The organism is Pseudomonas sp. Leaf59, assembly GCF_920984685.1.
Lineage (GTDB): Bacteria > Pseudomonadota > Gammaproteobacteria > Pseudomonadales > Pseudomonadaceae > Aquipseudomonas.
This window is the reverse complement of record NZ_CAKLBR010000003.1, coordinates 97,493-119,514: the sequence shown is the minus strand read 5'-3', so window position 1 is coordinate 119,514 and position 22,022 is coordinate 97,493. Positions and strand designations below refer to the sequence as shown.

The following is a 22,022-nucleotide window of genomic DNA, read 5'->3' as shown; positions in this document are numbered from 1 at the left end:
GGGGCGTATGATGCTGCGCTATCGACTCCTCTGCGGATTATCAGCATGTCCAACCTCATCTCCACCCAGCCCAATCGGGGCTGGTCTTTCTGGTGGAAGCCGGCGCTGTTCCTATTGGTGGCCTGCGTCGGCCTCTACTATGTGAAGTGGTCGCCCTACTACTTCAAGGCGTTTGTCGCGGCCGACAACCACAGCATCGGCGCCTCGATTCTCAATGACCAGCAAAGCGCGCCCCTGGCGGCCGCGCTGGCCTACGCCCAGGTGTATTTCCTGGCGATCTGGAAAGCCGCCGTACTGGCGGTGATTCTTGGCTCATTGCTGCAAGTGCTGATCCCCCGTGACTGGCTGCTGCGCCTGTTCGGCCGCGCCGGGCTTGGCTCGACCCTGCGCGGTGGGTTGTTCGCCCTGCCGGGGATGATGTGCAGTTGCTGCGCCGCGCCTGTGGCGGCGGGTATGCGCCGTCAGCAGGTATCGGTGGGCGCGGCACTGGCGTTCTGGATCGCCAACCCGGTGTTGAACCCGGCCACTCTGGTGTTCATGGGCTTCGTGCTGGGCTGGGGCTTTACCGCGTTGCGGCTGGTGGCAGGGATTGTGCTGGTGGTGGGCGTGTCCCTCGTGGCGCAGCGTATCGCACGCCCCGAGCAGGTGCCGGAGGCCGCGCTGGAAGCTGTGGCCGATGTGAGCACGGTGGACGCGCAACCGTTTCTCGGCCGCTGGCTGCGTACCCTCTGGCAGCTGTTCTGGAGCACCATCCCGGTGTACATCCTGGCAGTGCTGGTCCTGGGCGCGGCACGGGTGTGGCTGTTCCCCCACGTGGACGGCGCAATGGCCAACAGCCTGGTGTGGCTGGTGCCGCTGGCGATTGTCGGCACGCTGTTCGTGATTCCTACGGCGGCGGAGATTCCTATCGTACAAACCATGATGGCCCTTGGCATGGGCACCGGCCCGGCGGTGGCGCTGCTGATGACCCTGCCCAGCGTGAGCCTGCCGTCGCTGTTGATGCTGCGCAAGGATTTCGATGCGCGGGTGCTGGTGACGGTGGCCGGATTGACCATGCTGATCGGGGTGGTCTGTGGCTTGATCGGGGCGGTGATTCTCTAGAATTCGGATGAGGCTGATGGCCCTTTCGCGAGCAAGCCCGCTCCCACGTTTTGGATGTAGTTACAGATCAAAAGGTGGGAGCGGGCTTGCTCGCGAAGAGGCCCGTCAGACCAACCCTTTAACCGTGCCGTATACCACGCTCGCGCAAATACTCCACGACAGCCCCCTGCTCCCCCGCAAACTCGATCCGTGCACCTTTGCTCTCGCGCTGGAAGGCGTACATCGGGTCGTAGTACTCACGCAACAACCCCTCAATCCACACTCGGTGCAAATGCACCTCGCCACTGCGCGCCTGCTCCGCCAGAGCGTCCTGCAGAATCGCCTGCAACCGCTGGAAGCGTTCGCCGCCCAGGCGCTTGTGGATATTGGCCAGGCTCTGGGTCAGGCGTTCGGCAAACAGCGCCTGGCCCTGCTCGCCAAACACTGTAATGAACTCGGCACACAGGTCCACCACATAGTCGCGCAGGATCCGTTCCACGCGCCCTTCCACGCTGTCTTCCAGCCACACCATCGCAAAGCGCTGCATGCCTTTGTGCAACGGCAGCGGCAACGCACAACTGCCGATCATGCGGCTCTCGTCCTCGACCACGAACCGCTCGACGCCGGCGGCGCGTTTTTTCAGCAGGTCCACCGCCAGGCGATTCTCGAAGTCGATGTTGGACGGTTGCGCCGTGGCGCGCTTGCCGAAGCTGGAGCCGCGATGGTTGGCGTGGCCTTCCAGGTCAAGGGCGTTGTGCAACTGGCCGAGCACTTCGGTCTTGCCGGTGCCGGTCATGCCGCCGAGCAGCACGAAATCACACTGGGCAGTCGCTTGCTCGATGGTGTCCACCAGGAACGTACGCATGGCCTTGTAGCCACCGCCGACGCGGGGGTATTCGATGCCGGCTTCGGTTTTCAGCCATTGCTGCACGATCTGCGAGCGCAGCCCGCCGCGAAAGCAGTACAGGTAGCCATGGGGATGGGCCTGGGCGAAGTGCGCCCATTGCTCGATACGCTGAGCCTTGATCGCCCCGGACACCAACGCGTGGCCCAGGACGATTGCGGCTTGCTGGCCCTGCTGCTTGTAGCAGGTGCCGACCCGCTGGCGCTCGTGGTCGGTCATCAGCGGCAGATTGATCACCCCCGGGAACGCGCCCTTGGTGAATTCAACCGGCGCGCGGGTGTCCATCATCGGCCGGTCGTTGAGGAAAATGTCGCGGTAATCGGTGATGTCGGCCGCCATCAAATCACCTCGACCGCGTTGGTCTGTCGCTCGAGCAATTCGCCGATTGGCGTAAGGTTCAGGCCCAGCTCCGCCGCCACGGCGTGAAACTCGGCGTCGCCTTCAGGCGTGACGGCGATCAGCAGGCCACCGCTGGTTTGCGGGTCGCACAATACGCGCTTGTGCAGCTCCTGCACGCGCCCAAGCTTTTTCGCGTAGCTGTCGAAATTGCGCAAGGTGCCGCCGGGCACGCAGCCCTGGTCGAGGTAGTATTCCACCCCTGGCAGGCGTGGGACCTTTTCGTATTCGATGCGCGCCGTAAGGCCACTGCCGTCGGCCATTTCCACCAGGTGACCCAACAGACCAAAACCGGTGACGTCGGTCATGGCGGTCACCCCGGCCAACTTGCCAAAGCGGCTGCCCGGTTTGTTGAGGGTGCACATCCAGTCCCGGGCCAGGCCGATATCCGACTCGCGCAGCTTGCCCTTCTTTTCCGCCGTGGTGAGGATGCCGATGCCCAGGGGCTTGGTCAGGTACAGCCGGCAACCGGCGGTGGCGGTGTCGTTGCGCTTCATGTGGCGCTTGTGCACCAGGCCCGTAACGGCCAGGCCGAAGATCGGCTCGGGCGCGTCGATCGAGTGCCCGCCCGCCAATGGAATGCCGGCTTCGTCGCACACCGAACGGCCGCCACGGATGACTTCGCGAGCCACCTCCGGCGCCAGCACATTGACCGGCCAGCCAAGGATCGCGATGGCCATCAGTGGGTCGCCGCCCATGGCGTAGATATCGCTGATGGCATTGGTGGCGGCGATGCGGCCGAAGTCGAAGGGGTCATCGACAATCGGCATGAAAAAGTCAGTGGTGGAGACCACGCCACGCTCGTCGTCGATGGCGTACACCGCCGCATCGTCGCGCGAGGCGTTGCCCACCCACAGCTTGGGGTCGAGGTTTTGCGCGCCGCTGCCGGCAAGGATCACTTCCAGCACCTGGGGCGAAATCTTGCAGCCACATCCCGCGCCGTGGCTGTACTGGGTAAGGCGAATCGGCTCGTTCATGGGAAACCTCAAGCTATCAAGTGGGACGATTCTAGCAGACAGCAAAAGGCCGGCTGGCGCTTGTGAGCGCAGCCGGCCTGTTTGTTTCAGCGCTTACTGACGGGCAGCAAGCAAACGCTTGTGGCGGTTACGCCGGGCGATGTTCAGGCATTCGATCACCGCCGAGAAGGCCATGGCCGCATACACGTAGCCTTTGGGCACATGGGCACCGAAGCCTTCGGCGATCAACGTCATGCCGATCATGATCAAAAAGCCCAGGGCCAGCATCACCACGGTCGGGTTGTCGTTGATGAACCTGGCCAACGGTTCGGCCGCCACCAGCATCACGATCACCGAGGTCACCACGGCAATGATCATGATCGGCAAGTGTTCGGTCATGCCCACGGCGGTGATGATGCTGTCGATGGAGAACACCAGGTCCAGTAGCAGGATCTGGCCGATGGCCGCGGCAAAACCGATGGTAACGGCGTTGCCGGTGCTGGTCTTTTCCTCTGGCTCCGGGTCCATGCTGTGATGGATCTCGGTGGTCGCCTTCCACACCAGAAACAGGCCACCGGCGATCAGGATCATGTCTTTCCACGAAAACGCCTGGCCGAAGATCTCGAACACCGGGGCCGTCAGTTGCACGATGAACGCGATGGTGCTCAACAGGCCCAGACGCAGGATCAGCGCCATGCTGATACCGATGCGCCGCGCCTTCGCCCGATGTTTCTCCGGCAGTTTGTTGGTGAGGATCGAGATGAAGATCAGGTTGTCGATGCCCAGCACGATTTCCATGACGATCAGGGTCGCCAGGGCGATCCAGGCGGTGGGGCTGGCGGCCAGTTGTAAAAGGTAGTCCATAGGTCAGTCCTGAGGTTGTGCCGGGAAGTTAGGTGTCTTGGGTATTGGAGTCTGACTCGTTTTTTTCCTGATCATCCTTTTTTTGCGGGCTGATCAGGCCTTGTGTCGCTTCGCTCAACGCCTGTTCGGCGGCCTTGTGGGTGTCATCGATGGCCTGCTTGGCCGATTCGGTGGCTTTGCCCAACACCTGCTGTGCACTTTTTTCGACCTGATCACACCCGCTGATCATCACCAATGAAAGCGCAAGCAAGGACGCCGCGCCCAGGGAATTGAGTTTCATGATGCATTCCTCGTTAGAACCAATGGGTCCAGAGAGTGGCCCCGTGATAGCGAGGCATTCTATGCAGGCGGACAGTTCAGTAAAATTCGTATTTTTCTCACGTATACTTCGATTTTCACGAAGTGTAGGTCGCCATGCTCAATTACCGACAACTGCACTACTTCTGGGTGGTGGCCAAGACAGGCAGCATCGTGCGCGCCTGCGAGCAACTGAACCTCACGCCGCAGACCATCAGCGGGCAGATCAGCCTGCTCGAACATACCTATGGCATCGCATTGTTTCAGCGGGTAGGACGCCAGCTGGAACTCACCGAGGCCGGGCGCAAGGCCCTGCCCTACGCCGAACAGATGTTCCAGACCGGCAATGAACTGGAGGCGATGTTGCGCGCGCAACCGGATGAACAGCAGATCCTGTTCCGGGTCGGGGTGGCGGATGTGGTGCCCAAGTCCATTGTTTACCGGCTGATCGCCCCCACCATGGAGTTGAGCGAGCCGCTGCGCATCACCTGCCGCGAAGACAAGCTCGAACGCTTACTGGCAGACCTGGCGATCCAGCGCCTGGACCTGGTGATCTCTGACAGCCCGATGCCGACGCACCTCGACATCAAGGGCTACAGCCAGAAACTGGGCGAATGCGGCATCAGTTTTTTCGCCACCCAGGCCTTGGCCGACCGGCATCCCGGCGCTTTCCCACAATGCTTGCAGGGCGCGCCACTGTTGATTCCCGGTGCGGAGACGGTGGTGCGCAGCCGTTTGCAGCGCTGGTTTGCCGAGCAGCAGATCCAGCCGAAGATCATCGGCGAGTTCGACGACAGCGCATTGATGCAGGCCTTCGGCCAATCCGGCAGCGGCATATTCATCGCCCCCAGCGTGATTGCCGACGAGGTGGTGCGCCAGTACGGCGTGGCTTTAATTGGCCAGACCGATGCAGTGACCGAGTCGTTCTACGCCATCTCGGTGGAGCGCAAGGTCAAGCACCCCGGCATCGTGGCGATTACCGAAGGCGCACGACGCGAGTTGTTTACCGCCCTGCCCTGACCGCCAACGCAGGCACAAAAAAACCGGAGTGGCTCGTTGAAGATCCACCCCGGTTTTTTTGTAAATGGCTGCTTAGAACGCGCCCATGTAATCGCGCTTGCCCACTTCCACACCGTTATGACGCAGCAGTGCATAGGCCGTAGTGACATGGAAGAAGAACTGCGGCAGGCCGTAGGTCAACAGGTAGGACTGGCCAGTGAAGCGCTTCTCTTTCGGTGTGCCTGGGCGGGTGACGATCTCGATGCCTTCCTTGCCGTCGATCTGCTCGGGCTTGAGGGTGTCGATGAAGGCCAGCACCTTGGCGATCAGCGCTTGCAGGTCGGCGAAGGTGACTTCGTTGTCCTCGTACTTGGGCACGTCGATCTCGGCCAGACGTGCCGAGACACCCTTGGCGAAGTCGACGGCGATCTGCACCTGGCGCACCAGTGCGAACATGTCCGGGAACAGGCGCGCCTGCAGCAGCGCGTTCGGCTCGATGTTTTTGGCGGTGGCGTGGGCTTCGGCTTTGCTCAGCACATCGCTAAGGGCGCTGAGCATTTGCTTGAAGACCGGGATTGAGGCGGCGTACAGGGAAATAGTCATGACAGTCTCACGGTTATGGCAGGGTTTGAACCAGCGTCGATTATAGGCATGCCAGCCGCTTGTCTTTTATTTTTTCCGGCATAGGCTAGTGCTCTCACTGCATAGGGAAAGCGCGATGACCGCCGAGCACGACACCGACACCCCTGAGCCGCGCCTGAAAAGCACGGAAATCCGCATCCTGGGCTGCCTGATCGAAAAACAGGCGACCAACCCGGAAACCTACCCCCTGACCCTCAACGCGCTGGTGCTGGCCTGCAACCAGAAGACCAGCCGCGAGCCGGTGATGAACCTGAGCCCGGGTCAGGTCGGCCAAAGCCTGCGCGTACTCGAAGGTCAGGGCTTTACCCGGCTGGTGATGGGCAGCCGCGCCGACCGCTGGGAACACCGTGTGGAAAAAGCCCTGGAACTAGTGCCGGCCCAGGTGATTCTTATCGGCCTGCTGTTTCTGCGCGGGCCGCAGACGGTCAACGAGTTGCTGACCCGCAGCGGGCGCATGCATGACTTCGAAGACGCCGAGCAGGTGATGCACCAACTCGAACGCCTGATTGCGCGAGGCCTGGCGCTGTTGGTACCGCGCCAGGCGGGGCAGCGCGAAGACCGCTACACCCATGCACTGGGCGACCCGGCGGATATCGAAGTGATCATCGCGGCGCGCGGAAGTCCGGTGGAACGTGGGGCGCAGGGCGTCCCGGTTGAGCGCATTGAAGAACTGGAAGCGCGCATTGCCGCCCTTGAAGAGCGCCTGGCACAGCTGGAACGGGCGTAACGCGGTGATCCAGGTGGGAGCAAGCCCCTCCCACATTTGGATCGGCACAGGGCTTCAACCCCGGGCGAAGGCGACTGCCGCCTCGAATTGCTCATTCGTCGGCCGTACGCCGGTGTAAAGCACAAACTGCTCCAGTGCCTGAATCGCGATCACCTCCAGCCCGGTAATCACTCGTTTGCCTTTGGCCCTGCCTCGCAGGATGAACGGCGTTTCGGCAGGAATCGCCACCACATCGAACACCGTGTCCGCGCTATCCACCGCATCGGCGTCAAACGCCAACTGATCCGCTTCCGATCCGCCGGTCATGCCGATCGGGGTCACGTTGATCAGCATCTGCGGGCGCAGTTCGCCCAGGTGCGCCTGCCATTCATAGCCCAGGTTCTGCGCCAGCGCCCGGCCCGCCGCTTCGTTGCGCGCCACGATCACGCCGTTGGCATAGCCGCCATCGCGCAGTGCACTGGCCACAGCTTTGGCCATGCCGCCGCTGCCGCGCAGGGCAAACGTGGAATCCTTGGGCACCGTATGTTTTTTCAGCAGTTGTTCGATGGCGATATAGTCGGTGTTGTACGCCTTGAGATGGCCATCGGTGTTGACGATGGTGTTCAGGGAATCAATGGCTTGAACCGACTCGTCAAGTTCGTCCACCAAGGCAATGGCAGCCTCCTTGAACGGCATGGACACCCCGCAACCGCGTACTCCCAGCGCTCGGATGCCGCCGATCGCGCCGCGCAGATCGCGGCTGCTGAAGGCCTTATAGTAGAAATTCAAGCCCAACTGCTCGTACAGATGGTTATGGAAACGCAGGCCAAAATTTCCGGGACGCGCCGACAGTGACATGCACAGCTGGGTGTCCTTGTTGGGGTGCATCTGCATGGGTAGCTCCTTGAAAGTAAGCAAATCGGTACAGACCTTACACAACCTTTACCTGGCGGCTGTGCTGTTTTTCAGAAATACGTTGTCTTAAAAGTATCCCCGCGACATTACTTGAGTCTATTGATTGCAGACCACAAGCGCAGGGGCTAACCGAGGAATGACCATGATGCGTAAACTCCCCAGGATCGCCTTGCTTATCGGCGCACTCGCAATGGCCGGCCAAGCCTCCGCCCACGGTGGTGGATGGGGTGGCCCTGCCGTCTTGGGTGCACTGGTGGGCGCCGCCGTAGTGGGCTCCGTGGTGGCCAACCAGCCCCGTGAGGTCTATGTGCAACAGCAACCGGTGTATGTGCAACCGCAGCCGGTCTATGCGGCGCCGCCACCGGTCTACTACGCCCCGCCGCCACCGGTGTATGTGCAGCGCGAGGTCTATTATCGCCCGGCGCCGGTCTATTACGGCCCACCGCGCGGCTATTACGGACCTGCCCACTACTACGGTCCTCCCCATGGCTACTACGGCCGCGGCTGGTAAGCGTCATCACCTTGTATGAACAGGCCCCGCCCACACGCGGGGCCTTTTTTTGCGCGCAATTCATGGGGGCTACGTCCGACTCAGCCGCGTGGGGGTCGTTTTGAGGACAGCGACCAACGCGTAATCCCACATCATTGATGTCAAAGTCTGCTTGCTTGACCGGGGCCGGCGCTGGCATGTTGGAGCCACTCACACGCTCATCACCGCGCCTGTCCACCCAATAACAACAAAGGACGACTGACCATGCCCACGCAAAACCCACACCGCACCGCAGGCCTGTGCACATCCAGCAAGGTCTACAACGCATTGACCGAACTCAAGCACCTGGAAGGCCACCGCAACGCGAAGTTCATGGCGTTGCTGGCGGAAAATCTGGTGCGCAAAGGCGTGCTCAGTGAAGCGGAAGTGGTGCACATGCTTGATCAGGTGGTGGAGTAACGCCTGGCGTTGATGACGACTATCGAGACAGATGATTTTTCCCGTGCCTTCATGCCGCTTAAGGTAGCCCCATCATCACGTTTGGAGGTCTGTATGCCCACCACCGTTCACATCATGTCCGTCGTCGGCACCGCCGTTCCCGCCTCCCTGCGCAACAGGGGTCTGCTGGCCTGCTGGTACCTGGTAAGCAACGGCGAGCCCATCAGTGGCCCGCTCCTGTCACTGTCTGACGCAAAACAGCAGCTGCAACAAACGTCGCTTCGCGCTTAAGGCAACGGCAACTTGACCCGCGGCTTGGTCTCCACAAACAGCGCCCAGCTGGACATGAACAGCGCTGCCACCAGCGGACCGATCACGAAGCCGTTGAGGCCAAACACCGACAGACCGCCCAGGGTCGAGATCAGGATCAGGTAGTCCGGCATCTTGGTGTCCTTGCCGACCAGAATCGGGCGCAACACGTTGTCGACCAGGCCGATTACGAACACGCCGAACAGCCCCAGCACCACACCCTGCCAGATCGCCCCGCTGAGCAGGAAGTAAACCGCCACTGGCGCCCAGACAATCCCCGCGCCGACCGCCGGCAACAAAGATAGAAACGCCATCAGCACGGCCCAGAGCAGCGCGCTGGGAATGTCGAGAAACCAGAAAATCAAGCCGCCCAGCGCGCCCTGAGTCACCGCCACCAATACGTTGCCCTTGACCGTCGCCCGCACCACCCGGTTGAACTTCAATTGCAGGCGACGCTTCTGCGGCTCGGCCAGCGGCACCGCGGTACGCACCTTGCGCACCAGCTCCGGGCCATCGCGCAGCAGGAAAAACAGCAGATACAGCATGATGAAAAAGCTCACCAGGAAATCAAACGTACCCTGGCCAAAGCTGAACGCCTGTGACGCAAAAAACTGGCTGCCCTGCATCGCGCCCTTGACGATCTTTTCGCGCAGCCCCTCCAGATTGCCCATGCCAAACCGGTCCAGCAGGTGCTGGAAGTAAGGCGGCAGGAAGTTCTTGAACTGCTCGATATAACCGGCCACATCCAGCTTGCCGCTTTCGATGTTCTTGTACAGCGTGGCGCCCTCCTGCACGAGCAGGGCGCTGGTGATGATCACCGGCAGGATCGCGATCACCAGACACGCCGTCAACGTGGTCAGGGACGTGAGGTTGCGGTTCCAGCCGAATTTCGTCTGCACGCGGCGCTGCATGGGCGCAAAGATGATGCCGAGGATCACTGCCCAGAACACCGCGCCGTAGAACGGCAGCAATATCCAGATGAACGCCACGGTCACCAGGACCAGCATCAGCAGCAGGGTTTTGAATTGAAGATTGGTCGCGTTCATGTCCGGTCCGTGTGAAAAAAGCGGGGTGCATCCTGCTGCTTAGTCCGCAGCGAATCCTGCGAGTGCCATCTTTGTTGCACTGAGCGTAGCCGCCGTACATCGGTCGATGGCGGCGTTCGCCTCAGAGGGTCATCGCGGCGATCCAGCCGAAGGCCAGCAACGGGATGTTGTAGTGCAGAAAGGTCGGCACCACGGTGTCCCAGATATGGTGATGCTGGCCGTCGATGTTCAGGCCGGAGGTCGGGCCGAGGGTGGAGTCGGAGGCAGGCGAACCGGCGTCGCCCAGCGCGCCGGCCGTGCCGACGATGCACACGATGGCCAGCGGACTGAAGCCCAGTTGCACGCACAGCGGCACGAAGATCGCTGCGAGAATCGGCACCGTGGAAAACGACGAGCCAATGCCCATGGTCACCAGCAGGCCCACCAGCAGCATCAACAACGCCCCCACCCCACGGCTGTGGCCGATGAAGGCCGCCGAGGTTTCCACCAGCGAGCGCACGTCACCGGTGGCCTTGAGCACTTCGGCAAAGCCCGACGAGGCGATCATGATGAAGCCGATCATCGCCATCATTTTCATGCCTTCGGTGAACAGATCATCGGTTTCGCGCCAGCGCACGATGCCCGATACCGAGAAAATCAGGAACCCGGCCAAAGCGCCGATGATCATCGAATCCAGCCATAACTGAATGATGAACGCCGAGGCAATCGCCAGGCCGGCCACCAGCAGGGTCAGCGGGTTGTATTGCACGGCCACCTGCTCGACACGCTCGATTTTCTCGAGGTCATACACGCGCTTTTTGCGGTAGCTGACAAACACGGCCACCAGCAGGCCGACCACCATGCCCAGTGCCGGCAGGCCCATGGCGTGGGTGACGTTGACCTGGCTTACGTCCACCCCGCTCTTGGCCACGTTGGCCAGCAGGATCTGGTTGAGAAAGATATTGCCGAAGCCCACTGGCAAGAACATGTACGGCGTGATCAGGCCGAAAGTCATCACGCAGGCGATCAGGCGGCGGTCCAGTTGCAGCTTGGTCAGCACATACAGCAACGGAGGCACCAGCAACGGGATGAACGCGATATGGATCGGCAGGATGTTCTGCGAGGCAATCGCCACCACCCACAGCAGTCCGATCAACAGCCATTTGACGTGGCTGCCACCAGTGGCTTCCTGGCGATCGACCAGCATCAGCGCTTTGTCCGCCAGCGCATGGGCCAAGCCCGATTTGGCAATCGCCACCGCGAAAGCACCGAGCAATGCGTAGGACAGGGCCACGGTCGCACCGCCACCCAAGCCGCCGTTGAACGCCTGAAGCGTGGCCTCGATGCCCAGGCCACCGGTCAAGCCGCCCACCAGCGCGCCAATAATGATGGCGATGACCACATGCACGCGGGACAGGCTGAGCACCAGCATGGTGCCGACCGCGGCGATGACTGCGTTAATCATGGTTACCTCAAGCAGAAACATAAAAAGACAGGCATGCCCGCGCGCGCAGCCAATGAATAGGGCGACCGGCGAACAGGCGTCAAGGAGGTCTTGTTAGAGGGCGCGCACTTTGCAGCAGGCAGGGCCGCATGTCAAAAAACGGCGCCGTTTTCAGGTTCGATGGATCAGTTGAATAAAGAATCCTTCGCCGCAGCCGACACAGTAGTTCTCTGTGCCTTCAGGTTAAGGATGCTTTTTGATGTCCCTTAGACAACTGTCCATTCAATGGAAAATCACCCTGCTCGCCGGTTTGTGCCTGCTGGGCATCGTCACCCTGCTCGTGGGCCTGTCGCTGTATCGCATGGAACACAGTTCGGCACAGGTCAAGGCGGCCAGCATGCAAATGCTCGATGAGGCGGCGCAGGCTCGCATCGAGGCACAGGGTGAGGGACAGGCACTGAACATTCGCCGGCAGTTCATGGACGCCTACCAGTACGGCCACGGTTTTTCCCGTCAGGTACTGTTCCTGCGCGAACAGGCCGAAAAACGTTTTCTCGACGCCTTCGACACGCGCGAAGACCTGACCCGGCAGGTCAAGGCCGCATTGCAGGCCAACCCCGATCTGCTCGGCCTGTCCCTGGTGTTCGAAAGCAATGCACTGGACGGCAAGGATGAGCTGTTCGCCAATCAGGCCGAACTGGGCAGCAATGAAAAGGGACGTTTCGCGCTGTACTGGTCGCAACCGACACCGGGCAAGATCACCTCCATGGCGCTGCCGGAAAGCGACATGGCGGATGTTTCCGTCGGTCCCAGTGGCGAGAAGGCCAACGCCTGGTTCACGTGCCCGCGCACCACCCTCAAACCTTGCGTGATCGAACCGTATTTTTATGTGATCGACGGGCAAAACGTGCTGATGACCAGCATCGTGTTTCCGCTGATGGTCGATGGCAAGGTCGTCGCTTCACTGTCGGTGGACATCAACCTCAACAGCCTGCAGGCAGTGAGCCAGCAGGCCAGCCAGAAACTGTATGACGGCCAGACCCAGGTCAGTATCCTCAGCCCCACCGGTGTGCTCGCCGGCTACAGCCCGGATGCGAGCAAGCTCAGCCAACGCCTGGACCAGGTCGACCGCACCAGCGGCGCGCAACTGATCAGCGCACTCGCCGGAAGCACCCAGGTACGCAGCCTGCGCGCCGATCATCAATTGAAAGTGCTTGCGCCGTTCACCCCCATTCCAGACGGCAAACCCTGGGGCGTGTTGCTGGATGTGCCGGAAAAAGTCCTGATGGGCCCGGCCGAAGCGCTGAAGGCGCAACTGGATGCCGACAACGCCCGCGGCACCTGGCTGGAGCTAAGCCTGGGCCTGCTGGCCGCCGTGCTCGGCCTGATCCTGGTGTGGCTGATGGCCCGCAGCGTGACGCGGCCGATCCTCGGTGTGGCGCGCATGCTGGAAGATATCGCCAGCGGCGAAGGCGACCTGACCCGCCGCCTGGCCTACGCCAAACAGGATGAGCTGGGGCAACTGGCCGGCTGGTTCAACCGTTTCCTCGACAAGCTGCAACCGATTATTGCCGAGGTCAAACGCTCGGTGCAGGACGCCCGCGGCACCGCTGACCAATCCGCCGCGATTGCCACTCAGACCAGCGCCGGCATGGAACAGCAGTATCGCCAGGTCGATCAGGTGGCCACCGCCTCCCATGAGATGAGCGCCACCGCGCAGGACGTGGCCCGCAGTGCCGCTCAGGCCGCCCAGGCCGCACGCGATGCCGACCAGGCGACCCGCGAAGGCCTGACGGTGATCGACCGCACCACGCGTAATATCGGTGAGCTTGCCGCTGATATGAGCACCGCCATGGCTCAGGTCGAAGGCCTGGCCGTCAACAGCGAGAAAATCGGCTCGGTGCTGGAAGTGATTTGCGCCATTGCCGAGCAGACCAACCTGCTGGCGCTGAACGCTGCCATTGAGGCCGCCCGCGCCGGTGAGGCCGGTCGCGGCTTTGCGGTGGTGGCCGACGAAGTGCGCAACCTGGCGCGACGCACTCAGGAGTCGGTGGAAGAAACCCGGCGGGTGATCGAGCAGTTGCAAGGCGGGACTGAAACCGTGGTGGGCGCCATGGGCAACAGCTATCGCCAGGCCCAGGGCAGCGTCGAACAGGTCGGCCAGGCGGTGACCGCACTGCGTCAGATTGGCGAGGCGGTCACGGTGATCAGCGACATGAACCTGCAGATCGCCAGCGCCGCAGAAGAACAAAGCGCGGTGGCCGAGGAGATCAACAGCAACGTGGCGACGATCCGGGATGTCACCGAATCCTTGTCGGAGCAGGCCAATGAGTCGGCGCGGGTGAGCCAGGCATTGAACAGCCTGGCCAATCAGCAACAGGGGTTGATGGATCAGTTCAGGGTGTAAGCCTCAGGAGGCAACGGCACCAGCAGCCTCCGTGGCGAGCGGGCTTGCCCTAATGCCGTTCAGTTAAGCGCAGATTCCCTGTGGCGAGCAGGCTTGTCCTGCGTTGGGCTGCGCAGCAGCCCCAAAACCATTCACCGCGCAGTGTCAGGTACACCGCGTTTTCCGTGATTGGGGGCGCTTCGCACCCCAACGCGGGGCAAGCCCGCTCGCCACAACAAGCCTGCTCACCACTGGGATGTGGCTGCCTGAAATAGCACGTACGCAGTCATTACTTCAGCTTGAGCGCTTCCCCCGCACCTTGGTTTTTGGCAACTCAGGAATGGCGTTTGGGCAGTTCGATCAGTACCTTCAGGCCACCCAATTCGGATTCCTGCAACTGCAACACCCCTCCCCACACCTCGGCGATGTCACGCACGATGCCCAGGCCCAGGCCGTGGCCGTCGATCTGTTCGTCCAGGCGGGTACCACGGCTCAGCACTTGCTGCCGCTGGGCCTCGGGAATACCCGGGCCGTCATCTTCCACGGCCAGCAGGTAACTCTTTTCGGTTTCGCTGATCGTCAGCCGTACGTCGGCATCCGCCCATTTGCAGGCGTTGTCCAGCAGGTTGCCGAGCAGCTCCAGCAAATCTTCGCGGTCCCACGGCAGTTGCAGTCCGGGAGCAACCTGGTAGCTCAGGCCCAGGTGTTCGCCGTGGATCATGTTCAAGGTGGCGAGCAGGCCCGGCAGCTCCTGTTCACAGTCAAACAATGCACCCGGCAGGGTTTCGCCGGCCAGGCGCGCGCGGTTGAGCTCACGGTTAAGGCGTTGTTGCACCTGCTCAAGCTGATCACGCAGCAGTTTGCTTAACTGCGGGTGCTCCCTGAGCGCCTCGCTCGACGCCGCACTCAGCATCACGGCCAACGGCGTTTTCAGCGCGTGGCCAAGGTTGCCCAAAGCATTGCGTGAACGCTTGAGGCTGTCTTCGGTGTGGGCCAGCAGGTGGTTGATCTGCGCCACCAACGGCTCCAGCTCCAGCGGCACCTGGGTGTCCAGTTGCGAGCGCTGGCCTTGTTGCAGTTGGGCGATCTGGTTACGCGCGGTTTCCAGCGGGCGCAAGGCTCGGCGCACAGTGACCCGTTGCAGCACCAGCACCAACAACAAGGCCGCCAGCCCCATCACCAGACCGATCTGACGCATCAGCCGAAAGCTTTCGCGCACCGGCGTGTAGTCCTGGGCCACGCTGATGGAAATCGACTGGCCAAAGCGTTTGTAATCCGAACGCAATACCAGCAGTTGCTGGCCTTCCGGCCCCAACTGCAGGTTACCCTTCAGACCGGTCTCGGGCAGCCTGGGCAGTTCCTGGTCCCACAGTGAACGGGAACGCCAGTGGGTGTCGGCAAAATCGATACGGAAATAATGCCCCGAAAAAGGCCGCTGATAGGCCGGCGACAGGCGTTGCTCATCCAGCTGCACGCCGCCCGGCCCGCGCACCAGCGCCACCAGCAGGTTCTCGCTGTCGTTACGCAGACCGGCTTCCAGGTAGCGCTGCAATCCAGCCTCGAACAACCATAGGCTGGTTTGCGCCAGCACCACGCCGACGATCACCATCACGCTGATCAACCCCAGGCTCAGGCGCCGCTGGATCGACCTCATGCAGGGCTGGCGCCAAACCGGTAACCCTGGCCGCGCCGGGTTTCGATCACACTGCGACCCAACTTGCGACGCAGGTGATTGACGTGCACTTCCAGCACATTGGAGTCGCGCTCCGTCTCACCGTCATACAGGTGCTCGGCCAGATGGCTTTTCGACAGGATCTGTTCGGGGTGCAGCATGAAATAGCGCAGCAGGCGAAATTCCGCGGCAGTCAGCTGGATTTCCTCACCGTCGCGCAGCACGCACTGGCGGCCTTCATCCAGATGCAGACCGGCCGCTTGCAAGGTCGGCTGGTTCGCGTGCCCATGGGAGCGACGTAACAGCGCCTGGATGCGCAGGTGCAGTTCTTCAGGGTGAAAGGGCTTGCTCAGGTAATCGTCGGCGCCGGCCTTGAGCCCTTCGATGCGTTCGGCCCAGGAGTCGCGGGCGGTCAGAATCAGCACCGGCGTGGCCAATGCCGCTGCGCGCCACTGCGCCAGTACGTCGAGCCCGGGCAGGCCCGGCAGGCCAAGGTCGAGGATGATCAGGTCATAGGGTTCGCTGCGGCCCTGATACACGGCGTCGCGCCCATCGGCCAGCCAGTCGACCGCGTAACCCTGACGCTGCAGGCCAGCCAGCAGTTCATCGGCCAGCGGTACGTTGTCTTCCACCAGTAGCAGGCGCATCAGTCTTCCTTATCTTTGATCAGCACACCGGTGGTGGCGTCGAGTTTGATTTCGCGCACCACGCCGTCAGTCGTCACCAGTTCGACTTCATAAGCATACTCGCCGTGCTTTTTCTCAAGCTCCGCTTCCAGCAGTCTGGACCCGGGATGCCGCGCCATCGCCTGCTGCAGCAGTTGCTCCAGCGGCAGGATCACTCCCTGCTGGCGCAGCGCCAGCGCTTCGTCCTGGTTGAGGTCGCGGGCGGCCAGGCTTGAGCAGAAGGCCAGGAGCACCAGCACTGCCAGACTCGCGACGCGTCGATATACCGTCATTACGTATCCTGATGATTCTTGAGAACGTGCCCGGAGAGCGCGTCCAGTTCAACGTCCCATTCGACGCCATGGGCATCCTCGATCTCGACCTCATAGATGTACCGGCCATAGTGCTCGTCCAGGTCGGTGTCCAACAGGGTCGAACCCGGATGCAAAGCCAGCGCCGTGGCTTCAAGCTGATCGAAGGCGACAATGGTAACAGCGCCGGGCACATTCGGTGGTTTGTCGGGGTTCACTGCCCACGCCTGCACCGCAAACGCAGCGATGATACCGGCGGCGACCAGCGCTGTGGGGCGCTTCATGATGAGTCTCCGTTTCAGGATGTATTTCCTACATCTGCGACGGTACGCGCTGCAACTTAACTCAAACTGAATTGCCACCATGGCAATTTTCCATAAGAAAAATCTCAACGTCACTCTGTTTATTCCGGATACACGCGTTATGGTTGGCGTTTTTTGCGAGCGAACTCGCTCCTTCAGTTCGAGATGTGTATGGCCGCTATTCATGTCAAGTTTTCCGCCCTGACCCTCAAGGCGGGTAAACGCGCATTCACCCGTATCCGTGAGCAAGGCCTTGGGCCTGCCGAGGTCGGCATCCTGCCGGGCGCAGCTGGCGGCCCCAAGGCTTTGGGAATCCAGGGTCTGGACCTGGCGCTGTTTGGCGACTGGCTGCGCCGTACACCGCGTGAGCGCGCACTGATCGGCGCGTCCATCGGTTCCTGGCGGTTTGCCAGCGCGTGCCTGCCCGACCCGGTGCAAGGCCTGCTTGATCTCGGACGGCTGTATAACGAACAACGGTTTGCCAAAGGCGTGACCATTTCCGAGGTCACCCGCAGTTGCCAGCGCATGCTCGACGATCTACTGGCCGGCCGCGATGCACAGGTGCTGGACAATCCCGACTATCGGCTGAACATCATGGTGGTCAAAAGCCACGGCCTGCTCGCCGATGACCACCGCGGACGGCTGGGGCTGGGCCTGTCGTCGGTGATTGCCGACAACCTGCGCGCTCGCGCACGGCTGTCGCGGCATTTCGAGCGGCTGATCATCCACGACCCGCGCCAGGCGCCGCCGGTGCACCCCTTGAAGGATTTCCCGTCGCGCTTCATTGCGCTGGGTGTGGGCAACCTGCGCCAGGCGCTGCTCGCCTCCGGCTCGATCCCCATGGTGATGCAAGGCGTGCGCGACCTGCCCGGCGCAGGCGCAGGCACCTACCGCGACGGCGGCCTGCTGGATTACCACCTCGACCTGCCCTACAGCGGTGATGACATCGTGCTGTACCCGCACTTTACCGACCGGGTCATTCCAGGCTGGTTCGACAAGGGCCTGCCATGGCGCCGCAGCAGTCAACAGGGTTTGCAGGATGTGTTGCTACTGGCGCCCTCAAAGGACTACCTCGCTCGTCTGCCCCACGGCAAACTGCCTGACCGCAGCGATTTCAAGCGCTTCATGGGCGATGACGCCAGTCGCCACAAATACTGGCAAACCGCGATGAGCGAGAGCCAGCGGCTGGGGGATGAGTTTCTGCAATTGGCGGATAACGGCAGGCTGGGCGAGCGGCTGCTGGCCCTCTAAAACGGCAGGAGCGAGGGACGGTGTGCGCAGTGCGGGATCAAGCTGTTAAACTCGCCGCCTGCCAGATACCTGACCGAGCCGAAAATACCGTGGAAATCTTCAAAGATTCCACGGTGGTCTCCCGCCTGAAACCACCCCTTCCCAATTCCCTCCGTACAACCCAACAAACAAAAGCATTTGAGTATCATCGCGTACCACGCGATACCTTCCCAATGGCAATTAGTTAGTACATCATCCAGTACATTGGAAATGGTTTTGAGAGGATGTACTAGTGGCACTCACGGATACGGCGGCCAGACAGGCCAAGCCAAAGGAAAAGGCATACACCCTCTCCGACTCCCTGGGTCTTTCGCTTTACGTGGCGAACAGTGGAATCAAAAGTTGGCACTTTCGATTCACATGGCTTGGAAAACAGGCAAGGATTTCTTTTGGAACATACCCGGAAACGGGCCTGAAGGAAGCGCGCTCTCGCAGAGATGAGGCGCGGGAAGACATCGCGCGCGGCGTAGACCCGCGCGAATCGAGGAAGGAGAAGAAGGCAGGACTGATTGAGGCTGGCGGCCGGACATTCCGCCGCGTGTACGATGAGTGGTTGGCATTCAGGAGGGCCAGCATATCGCCTGGAACGTACCGGATCATCAGCAATTTGATGGAACTGGATGTGCTTCCAACATTTGGCGGGCGGCAGATCGACGCCATCAAGCGCGCTGACGTGATCGGCTTGATACGGCGCATCGAAAAGCGCGGCTCTATAGTCACGGCGGTGAAGGTTAGGCAGAGGATGGGCCAGGTGTTCAGCTATGCCATCGCCACCGGACTGATTGAATCGAACCCGACAGCTGAGATGCACGCCGTCACCGAGAAAGGCGCGCAGAACCGGCCGCATCCATTCTTGCCGTTCAGCGAACTACCCAAGACCATCGCCACCATTCAACAGTGTGTGTCAGGCCACCAGTTGCGGTCGGCAATCATGCTGATGATTTACACCGCATCACGCCCGGGTGAGGTCAGGCACGCAGAATGGTCGGAAATCGATCTGGACGCAGCCACATGGACAACGCCGGCGCAAAAGATGAAGGCGCGACGTGAGCATGCCGTGCCGCTGCCGGACCAGGCCGTTGAGCTGCTGAAAAGCATGCTACCCATCACTGGCGGCCTTCGCTATGTGTTCACGAACCGCAGTGATCCGACAATGCCTATCGGCACGAACTACGCGAACAACGTCATGGATATCTGCGGACTCACCGGCAAGCAGTCGCCTCACGGCTTCAGGCATCTATTCTCCACTGAGATGAACGGGCGCGGTTACAACCGTGACTGGATCGAGAGGCAACTCGCCCACGCGGACAGCAGTTTTATCCGAGACGTGTACAACCATGCCGCGTACCTTGAGCAGCGTCGAGAAATGATGCAGGAGTGGGCAGACCTCGTATCTGCTGGACAATCTGGCGAATAGATACAGCTCGTCGCCTAAAATCGCGCCACGATCAAACCTCGATTACTGTACGCACATACAGTATTTGAGATTCCACCATGACCGTTGACGCAGATACCGATGATTGGCTCGGATGCCCCACGCCACTGGAAATGTACCAGCACCAATGCGCGCTGCTCGAGGATGAGCTGAACAGCGCCTATCAGCTACTGACCAGGGCAAGGGCAAACATTGCCGGGCTTGTCCAGATGAATGACCTGCTGCTGGCTGGCAAGAGCAAGGCCGAGGCATCGCTAAATCGGGCTCAGGCTCGCCTGCTAGAAATTGGCGACGACCCATCTGGCAATCACAGCTTTCGCCCCATCGATACGATAACAGAGCAGCGAGACCACCTGTTCAGGGAGAATCAGCGGCTTCTACTGGAGCTGAAAGTGTACCGGGGGCCACCGTCCTGACGTATGCCTGACAGGCCCGCAGCGCGATCACGGCTTTATCCCCGTCGTCGGTGATGGCGATAATTCGTTGAGCATGCGCTGGGTCAAGTTGGGCTCGACGGGCTGCATGAACCACGCCGGCGGCGCCGGGGGTGGCAGGCACGTCGCAGCCACTGGCTGAATCCGTTGCGTCGAGAAGGACTGACAGGCGCACATCAGCAGTGGCAAGGCGATCGCGCAGAGCAGCCTGATTACGTTGGGCATCGGATAATTCCTTGATGTGTTGTTGGTCCTGGGTGGCGATTTGTTTCTCGATGGCCAGGCGCTTGTCCTGCTCAGCTCGAACCTGGACAGCGGCGGCATTGCTGATCGCGGCCAGGTCACCCTGGTGCAGGCCGGCCTGCTCGGAGAGCTTCTTGCCCATGCGCCAGTCCTGAACCTGCCAGGTGACGCCGGCGGCGGTGGCCATCAGCACCAGGATCAGCACCGCCAGCCCGGCCAGCTTCTGCACCGGCGTCATGCCAGCACCTTCAGCGCCTTTTCGTACAGCGCCTCGCGGTCGGCGAACCCGTTCACGCCCCCGTTGATGCGCCGAGTGATCTTCACGAACTCCCCTTGATCCGCCAGGGTGTTCAGCCCGCGCGTCGACCAGAACCATGCAGCCGACATGGCCGCGTGCTGCGGCAACTCCAGCAGTTCCGGAGTGTTGATCAGGTCCAGTCCCAGTGCCTCGCCGCAGGCCTTGTAATTCACCCGGCCGGTTACCTGAATCAAGCCGCGCCCACGGTACTTGGAGCCGTCACCCTTCTCGGTGTTGCCCAGATCGGCACGACCTTCGTACTTGAGTTGCTGCGCGGTAGGCCCCCAGATCTCGCGCACCCAGCGCAACTGGCCAGACTCATGGCCGATCTGAGCAATGAACGCCGCAACGCGCGCGGCGCCCACGATGCCGTAGTGGTTCATGGCCGTGTTCAGGGCAGGAACAAAAAAGCCGGCATTGCGGCCGGCGTTCGGGAGGATTTGCAGCAACTGCTGCTCATTGATCGGCATTGTCTTCTCCCGTGGAGGACGCTTCTTGATCGGCGCCTGCCTGGCTCTCTTCTGCGCTGGTAGCCGGCGGCGGCATATCGGTTTTGGGCATTTCCAGTCGAACGTCAATCCAGCTATTGAGAGGCACGTCCATCGGAGCGCCACGCCCGGGCACCATCTCGCCATCGTCCGTGAGCGTCCAACGCTGCTTGAATAGACGAATGATCACATTGCCGGAGTCGTCCTGCTGGCTGTCAGTGATGCCCAGCATGCGGCCACCATCCGGCGAGCTTGGGTCGTGCGTCCGCCAACCCTCAAGCGCCAGGCCGAGACTGCCTGTCACTCGGTATTCACCAATCGAAAGGCGCTCCACCAGCACACCGCGCGCGTCTTCGTTCGCAACACCCCATGCTCCGGCGTTCTGGAACGTTTGCTCCAGGAGGTCTCGCCTCTCGCTCGCTGCCACGTTGGCGATACGCACGATAGGTGACGCAGCCGAAAGTGCACCGCCACTCCCGCGGGTAGTGTTCATCGTCGTGTAGATCTCACCCCAGCTGCCCCAGCTGAAATTGTTGTTGATCCTGAAAAACAGCCGGCCAGAAAACGACGTGGCGTGCTGCGCGGTGAAACCCGCGTCATAGTTCTCCACGAATAGCGTGCCGTAGCCGTAATTCGCAGGGCTGTTTGCGGTACCACCCGTGCTGCGATAAATGCCCGTATCGCCTATCGCGTTGAAAGAGTTGCCCGGGATGTCTGGCGCGCGCCCGCCGATACCAAATGATCCATAACCAAGAACATTGCCAACGGCTGTACCTACGTTTCGCGTAGCAGCAGTTCCGAGGCCCAGGGCCGCCTGAGCTTCTGCTTGAGTTGTTCCGCCGGTACCGCCACGATTTACCGGAATTGCAGACGGAATTACCCCATTGCCTCCAGCACCAAGCGCCGAATAAAGCTCCGAAGACATTTGATTAATTTTTACGCCAGTGCTTCTGGTGGTATCCCCGCCAGCGCCAGTAGGCGCGGTGCCGAGGTTTATATCTTGCCTTGCCATAAAATTAAAACCCCTTAGATT

At 61.3% G+C, this 22,022-nt stretch carries 25 protein-coding genes; 10 read left to right on the top strand and 15 right to left on the bottom strand.

Annotated elements, in window-relative coordinates; all coding sequences use genetic code 11:
• Positions 1 to 45 precede the first annotated feature (45 nt).
• On the top strand, positions 46 to 1,101 hold the full coding sequence (locus LUB09_RS04175) for a permease (protein WP_231421735.1): 1,056 nt from the start codon (positions 46 to 48) through the stop codon (positions 1,099 to 1,101).
• Positions 1,102 to 1,219: 118 nt separating this feature from the next.
• Here the strand turns inward: LUB09_RS04175 and mnmH are convergent, their stop codons facing one another.
• From mnmH to LUB09_RS04155, 4 genes are all read right to left on the bottom strand, one after another.
• Positions 1,220 to 2,323 (bottom strand): tRNA 2-selenouridine(34) synthase MnmH, encoded by a 1,104-nt coding sequence (mnmH, locus tag LUB09_RS04170; RefSeq protein ID WP_231421734.1) that lies wholly within the window; start codon positions 2,321 to 2,323, stop codon positions 1,220 to 1,222.
• A complete protein-coding gene (selD, locus tag LUB09_RS04165) occupies positions 2,323 to 3,357 on the bottom strand; it encodes a selenide, water dikinase SelD (protein ID WP_209980919.1) in 1,035 nt (344 codons plus the stop codon). Before selD ends, mnmH begins: the two co-directional genes overlap by 1 nt.
• 93 nt (positions 3,358 to 3,450) lie before the next feature.
• Positions 3,451 to 4,200, bottom strand: a complete 750-nt coding sequence (locus LUB09_RS04160; protein WP_209980917.1) for a TerC family protein — start codon at positions 4,198 to 4,200, stop codon at positions 3,451 to 3,453.
• A gap of 28 nt (positions 4,201 to 4,228) precedes the next feature.
• Positions 4,229 to 4,480 carry a hypothetical protein gene (locus LUB09_RS04155; RefSeq protein WP_209980915.1) on the bottom strand — a complete coding sequence of 84 codons (252 nt, stop codon included), beginning with the start codon at positions 4,478 to 4,480 and terminating at the stop codon, positions 4,229 to 4,231.
• A gap of 134 nt (positions 4,481 to 4,614) precedes the next feature.
• On the opposite strand from LUB09_RS04155, the gene nhaR reads away from it, so the two are divergent.
• The gene (gene nhaR / locus LUB09_RS04150) at positions 4,615 to 5,517 is read left to right on the top strand and encodes a transcriptional activator NhaR (protein ID WP_231421733.1); all 903 of its coding nucleotides are present in this window, start codon (positions 4,615 to 4,617) and stop codon (positions 5,515 to 5,517) included.
• 72 nt (positions 5,518 to 5,589) lie between these two features.
• Here the strand turns inward: nhaR and LUB09_RS04145 are convergent, their stop codons facing one another.
• Entirely contained in the window at positions 5,590 to 6,099 is a 510-nt protein-coding gene (locus LUB09_RS04145; protein ID WP_231421732.1) for a DUF1993 domain-containing protein, read from the bottom strand.
• A gap of 115 nt (positions 6,100 to 6,214) precedes the next feature.
• Between LUB09_RS04145 and LUB09_RS04140 the strand changes: the two genes are divergently transcribed.
• A complete protein-coding gene (locus LUB09_RS04140; protein ID WP_231421731.1) occupies positions 6,215 to 6,865 on the top strand; it encodes a YceH family protein in 651 nt (216 codons plus the stop codon).
• A 54-nt stretch (positions 6,866 to 6,919) separates the two neighbouring features.
• Here the strand turns inward: LUB09_RS04140 and LUB09_RS04135 are convergent, their stop codons facing one another.
• Entirely contained in the window at positions 6,920 to 7,738 is an 819-nt protein-coding gene (locus LUB09_RS04135) for a shikimate 5-dehydrogenase (protein ID WP_231421730.1), read from the bottom strand.
• A 157-nt stretch (positions 7,739 to 7,895) separates the two neighbouring features.
• On the opposite strand from LUB09_RS04135, the gene LUB09_RS04130 reads away from it, so the two are divergent.
• The 3 genes from LUB09_RS04130 to LUB09_RS04120 all read left to right on the top strand — a co-directional run bounded on the left by LUB09_RS04130 (position 7,896) and on the right by LUB09_RS04120 (position 8,978).
• Positions 7,896 to 8,270: a hypothetical protein gene (locus tag LUB09_RS04130; RefSeq protein WP_169896687.1), complete on the top strand. Its 375-nt coding sequence runs from the start codon at positions 7,896 to 7,898 to the stop codon at positions 8,268 to 8,270.
• A 243-nt stretch (positions 8,271 to 8,513) separates the two neighbouring features.
• Entirely contained in the window at positions 8,514 to 8,708 is a 195-nt protein-coding gene (locus tag LUB09_RS04125; protein WP_231421729.1) for a hypothetical protein, read from the top strand.
• 93 nt (positions 8,709 to 8,801) lie between these two features.
• Positions 8,802 to 8,978, top strand: coding sequence for a hypothetical protein (locus LUB09_RS04120; protein ID WP_209980904.1), 177 nt, complete (start codon positions 8,802 to 8,804; stop codon positions 8,976 to 8,978).
• Here the strand turns inward: LUB09_RS04120 and LUB09_RS04115 are convergent.
• Positions 8,975 to 10,042, bottom strand: coding sequence for an AI-2E family transporter (locus LUB09_RS04115; protein WP_057009037.1), 1,068 nt, complete (start codon positions 10,040 to 10,042; stop codon positions 8,975 to 8,977). The two genes, LUB09_RS04120 and LUB09_RS04115, sit on opposite strands and share 4 nt — an antisense overlap.
• A 121-nt stretch (positions 10,043 to 10,163) precedes the next feature.
• Positions 10,164 to 11,483: a Na+/H+ antiporter family protein gene (locus tag LUB09_RS04110; protein WP_209990255.1), complete on the bottom strand. Its 1,320-nt coding sequence runs from the start codon at positions 11,481 to 11,483 to the stop codon at positions 10,164 to 10,166.
• A 241-nt stretch (positions 11,484 to 11,724) separates the two neighbouring features.
• On the opposite strand from LUB09_RS04110, the gene LUB09_RS04105 reads away from it, so the two are divergent.
• The gene (locus LUB09_RS04105; RefSeq protein WP_231421728.1) at positions 11,725 to 13,872 is read left to right on the top strand and encodes a methyl-accepting chemotaxis protein; all 2,148 of its coding nucleotides are present in this window, start codon (positions 11,725 to 11,727) and stop codon (positions 13,870 to 13,872) included.
• A 313-nt stretch (positions 13,873 to 14,185) separates the two neighbouring features.
• Here the strand turns inward: LUB09_RS04105 and LUB09_RS04100 are convergent, their stop codons facing one another.
• The 4 genes from LUB09_RS04100 to LUB09_RS04085 are packed head-to-tail and all read right to left on the bottom strand — an operon-like array spanning position 14,186 to position 16,783.
• A complete protein-coding gene (locus tag LUB09_RS04100) occupies positions 14,186 to 15,505 on the bottom strand; it encodes a sensor histidine kinase (RefSeq protein ID WP_231421727.1) in 1,320 nt (439 codons plus the stop codon).
• On the bottom strand, positions 15,502 to 16,170 hold the full coding sequence (locus tag LUB09_RS04095) for a response regulator transcription factor (protein WP_057009034.1): 669 nt from the start codon (positions 16,168 to 16,170) through the stop codon (positions 15,502 to 15,504). Before LUB09_RS04095 ends, LUB09_RS04100 begins: the two co-directional genes overlap by 4 nt.
• On the bottom strand, positions 16,170 to 16,481 hold the full coding sequence (locus LUB09_RS04090) for a PepSY domain-containing protein (protein WP_209980896.1): 312 nt from the start codon (positions 16,479 to 16,481) through the stop codon (positions 16,170 to 16,172). Before LUB09_RS04090 ends, LUB09_RS04095 begins: the two co-directional genes overlap by 1 nt.
• Positions 16,481 to 16,783, bottom strand: coding sequence for a PepSY domain-containing protein (locus LUB09_RS04085; RefSeq protein WP_209980894.1), 303 nt, complete (start codon positions 16,781 to 16,783; stop codon positions 16,481 to 16,483). Before LUB09_RS04085 ends, LUB09_RS04090 begins: the two co-directional genes overlap by 1 nt.
• Positions 16,784 to 16,972: 189 nt before the next feature.
• On the opposite strand from LUB09_RS04085, the gene LUB09_RS04080 reads away from it, so the two are divergent.
• The 3 genes from LUB09_RS04080 (at position 16,973) to LUB09_RS04070 (ending at position 19,942) form a co-directional block, all read left to right on the top strand.
• The gene (locus LUB09_RS04080) at positions 16,973 to 18,052 is read left to right on the top strand and encodes a patatin-like phospholipase family protein (protein ID WP_209980891.1); all 1,080 of its coding nucleotides are present in this window, start codon (positions 16,973 to 16,975) and stop codon (positions 18,050 to 18,052) included.
• Between the two features lie 271 nt (positions 18,053 to 18,323).
• Entirely contained in the window at positions 18,324 to 19,508 is a 1,185-nt protein-coding gene (locus LUB09_RS04075) for a tyrosine-type recombinase/integrase (RefSeq protein ID WP_231421726.1), read from the top strand.
• A gap of 77 nt (positions 19,509 to 19,585) precedes the next feature.
• Entirely contained in the window at positions 19,586 to 19,942 is a 357-nt protein-coding gene (locus tag LUB09_RS04070) for a hypothetical protein (RefSeq protein ID WP_231421725.1), read from the top strand.
• On the opposite strand, the gene LUB09_RS04065 is transcribed toward LUB09_RS04070, so the two are convergent.
• From LUB09_RS04065 to LUB09_RS04055, 3 genes are read right to left on the bottom strand one after another with little or no spacing between them, the layout of a single operon-like run.
• Positions 19,884 to 20,441, bottom strand: coding sequence for a lysis system i-spanin subunit Rz (locus LUB09_RS04065; protein WP_231421724.1), 558 nt, complete (start codon positions 20,439 to 20,441; stop codon positions 19,884 to 19,886). The two genes, LUB09_RS04070 and LUB09_RS04065, sit on opposite strands and share 59 nt — an antisense overlap.
• Positions 20,438 to 20,971, bottom strand: a complete 534-nt coding sequence (locus LUB09_RS04060; RefSeq protein WP_231421723.1) for a glycoside hydrolase family 19 protein — start codon at positions 20,969 to 20,971, stop codon at positions 20,438 to 20,440. Before LUB09_RS04060 ends, LUB09_RS04065 begins: the two co-directional genes overlap by 4 nt.
• Positions 20,958 to 22,001 carry a pyocin knob domain-containing protein gene (locus LUB09_RS04055; RefSeq protein WP_231421722.1) on the bottom strand — a complete coding sequence of 348 codons (1,044 nt, stop codon included), beginning with the start codon at positions 21,999 to 22,001 and terminating at the stop codon, positions 20,958 to 20,960. The genes LUB09_RS04060 and LUB09_RS04055 overlap by 14 nt, the downstream gene beginning before the upstream one ends.
• Positions 22,002 to 22,022: the final 21 nt, after the last annotated feature.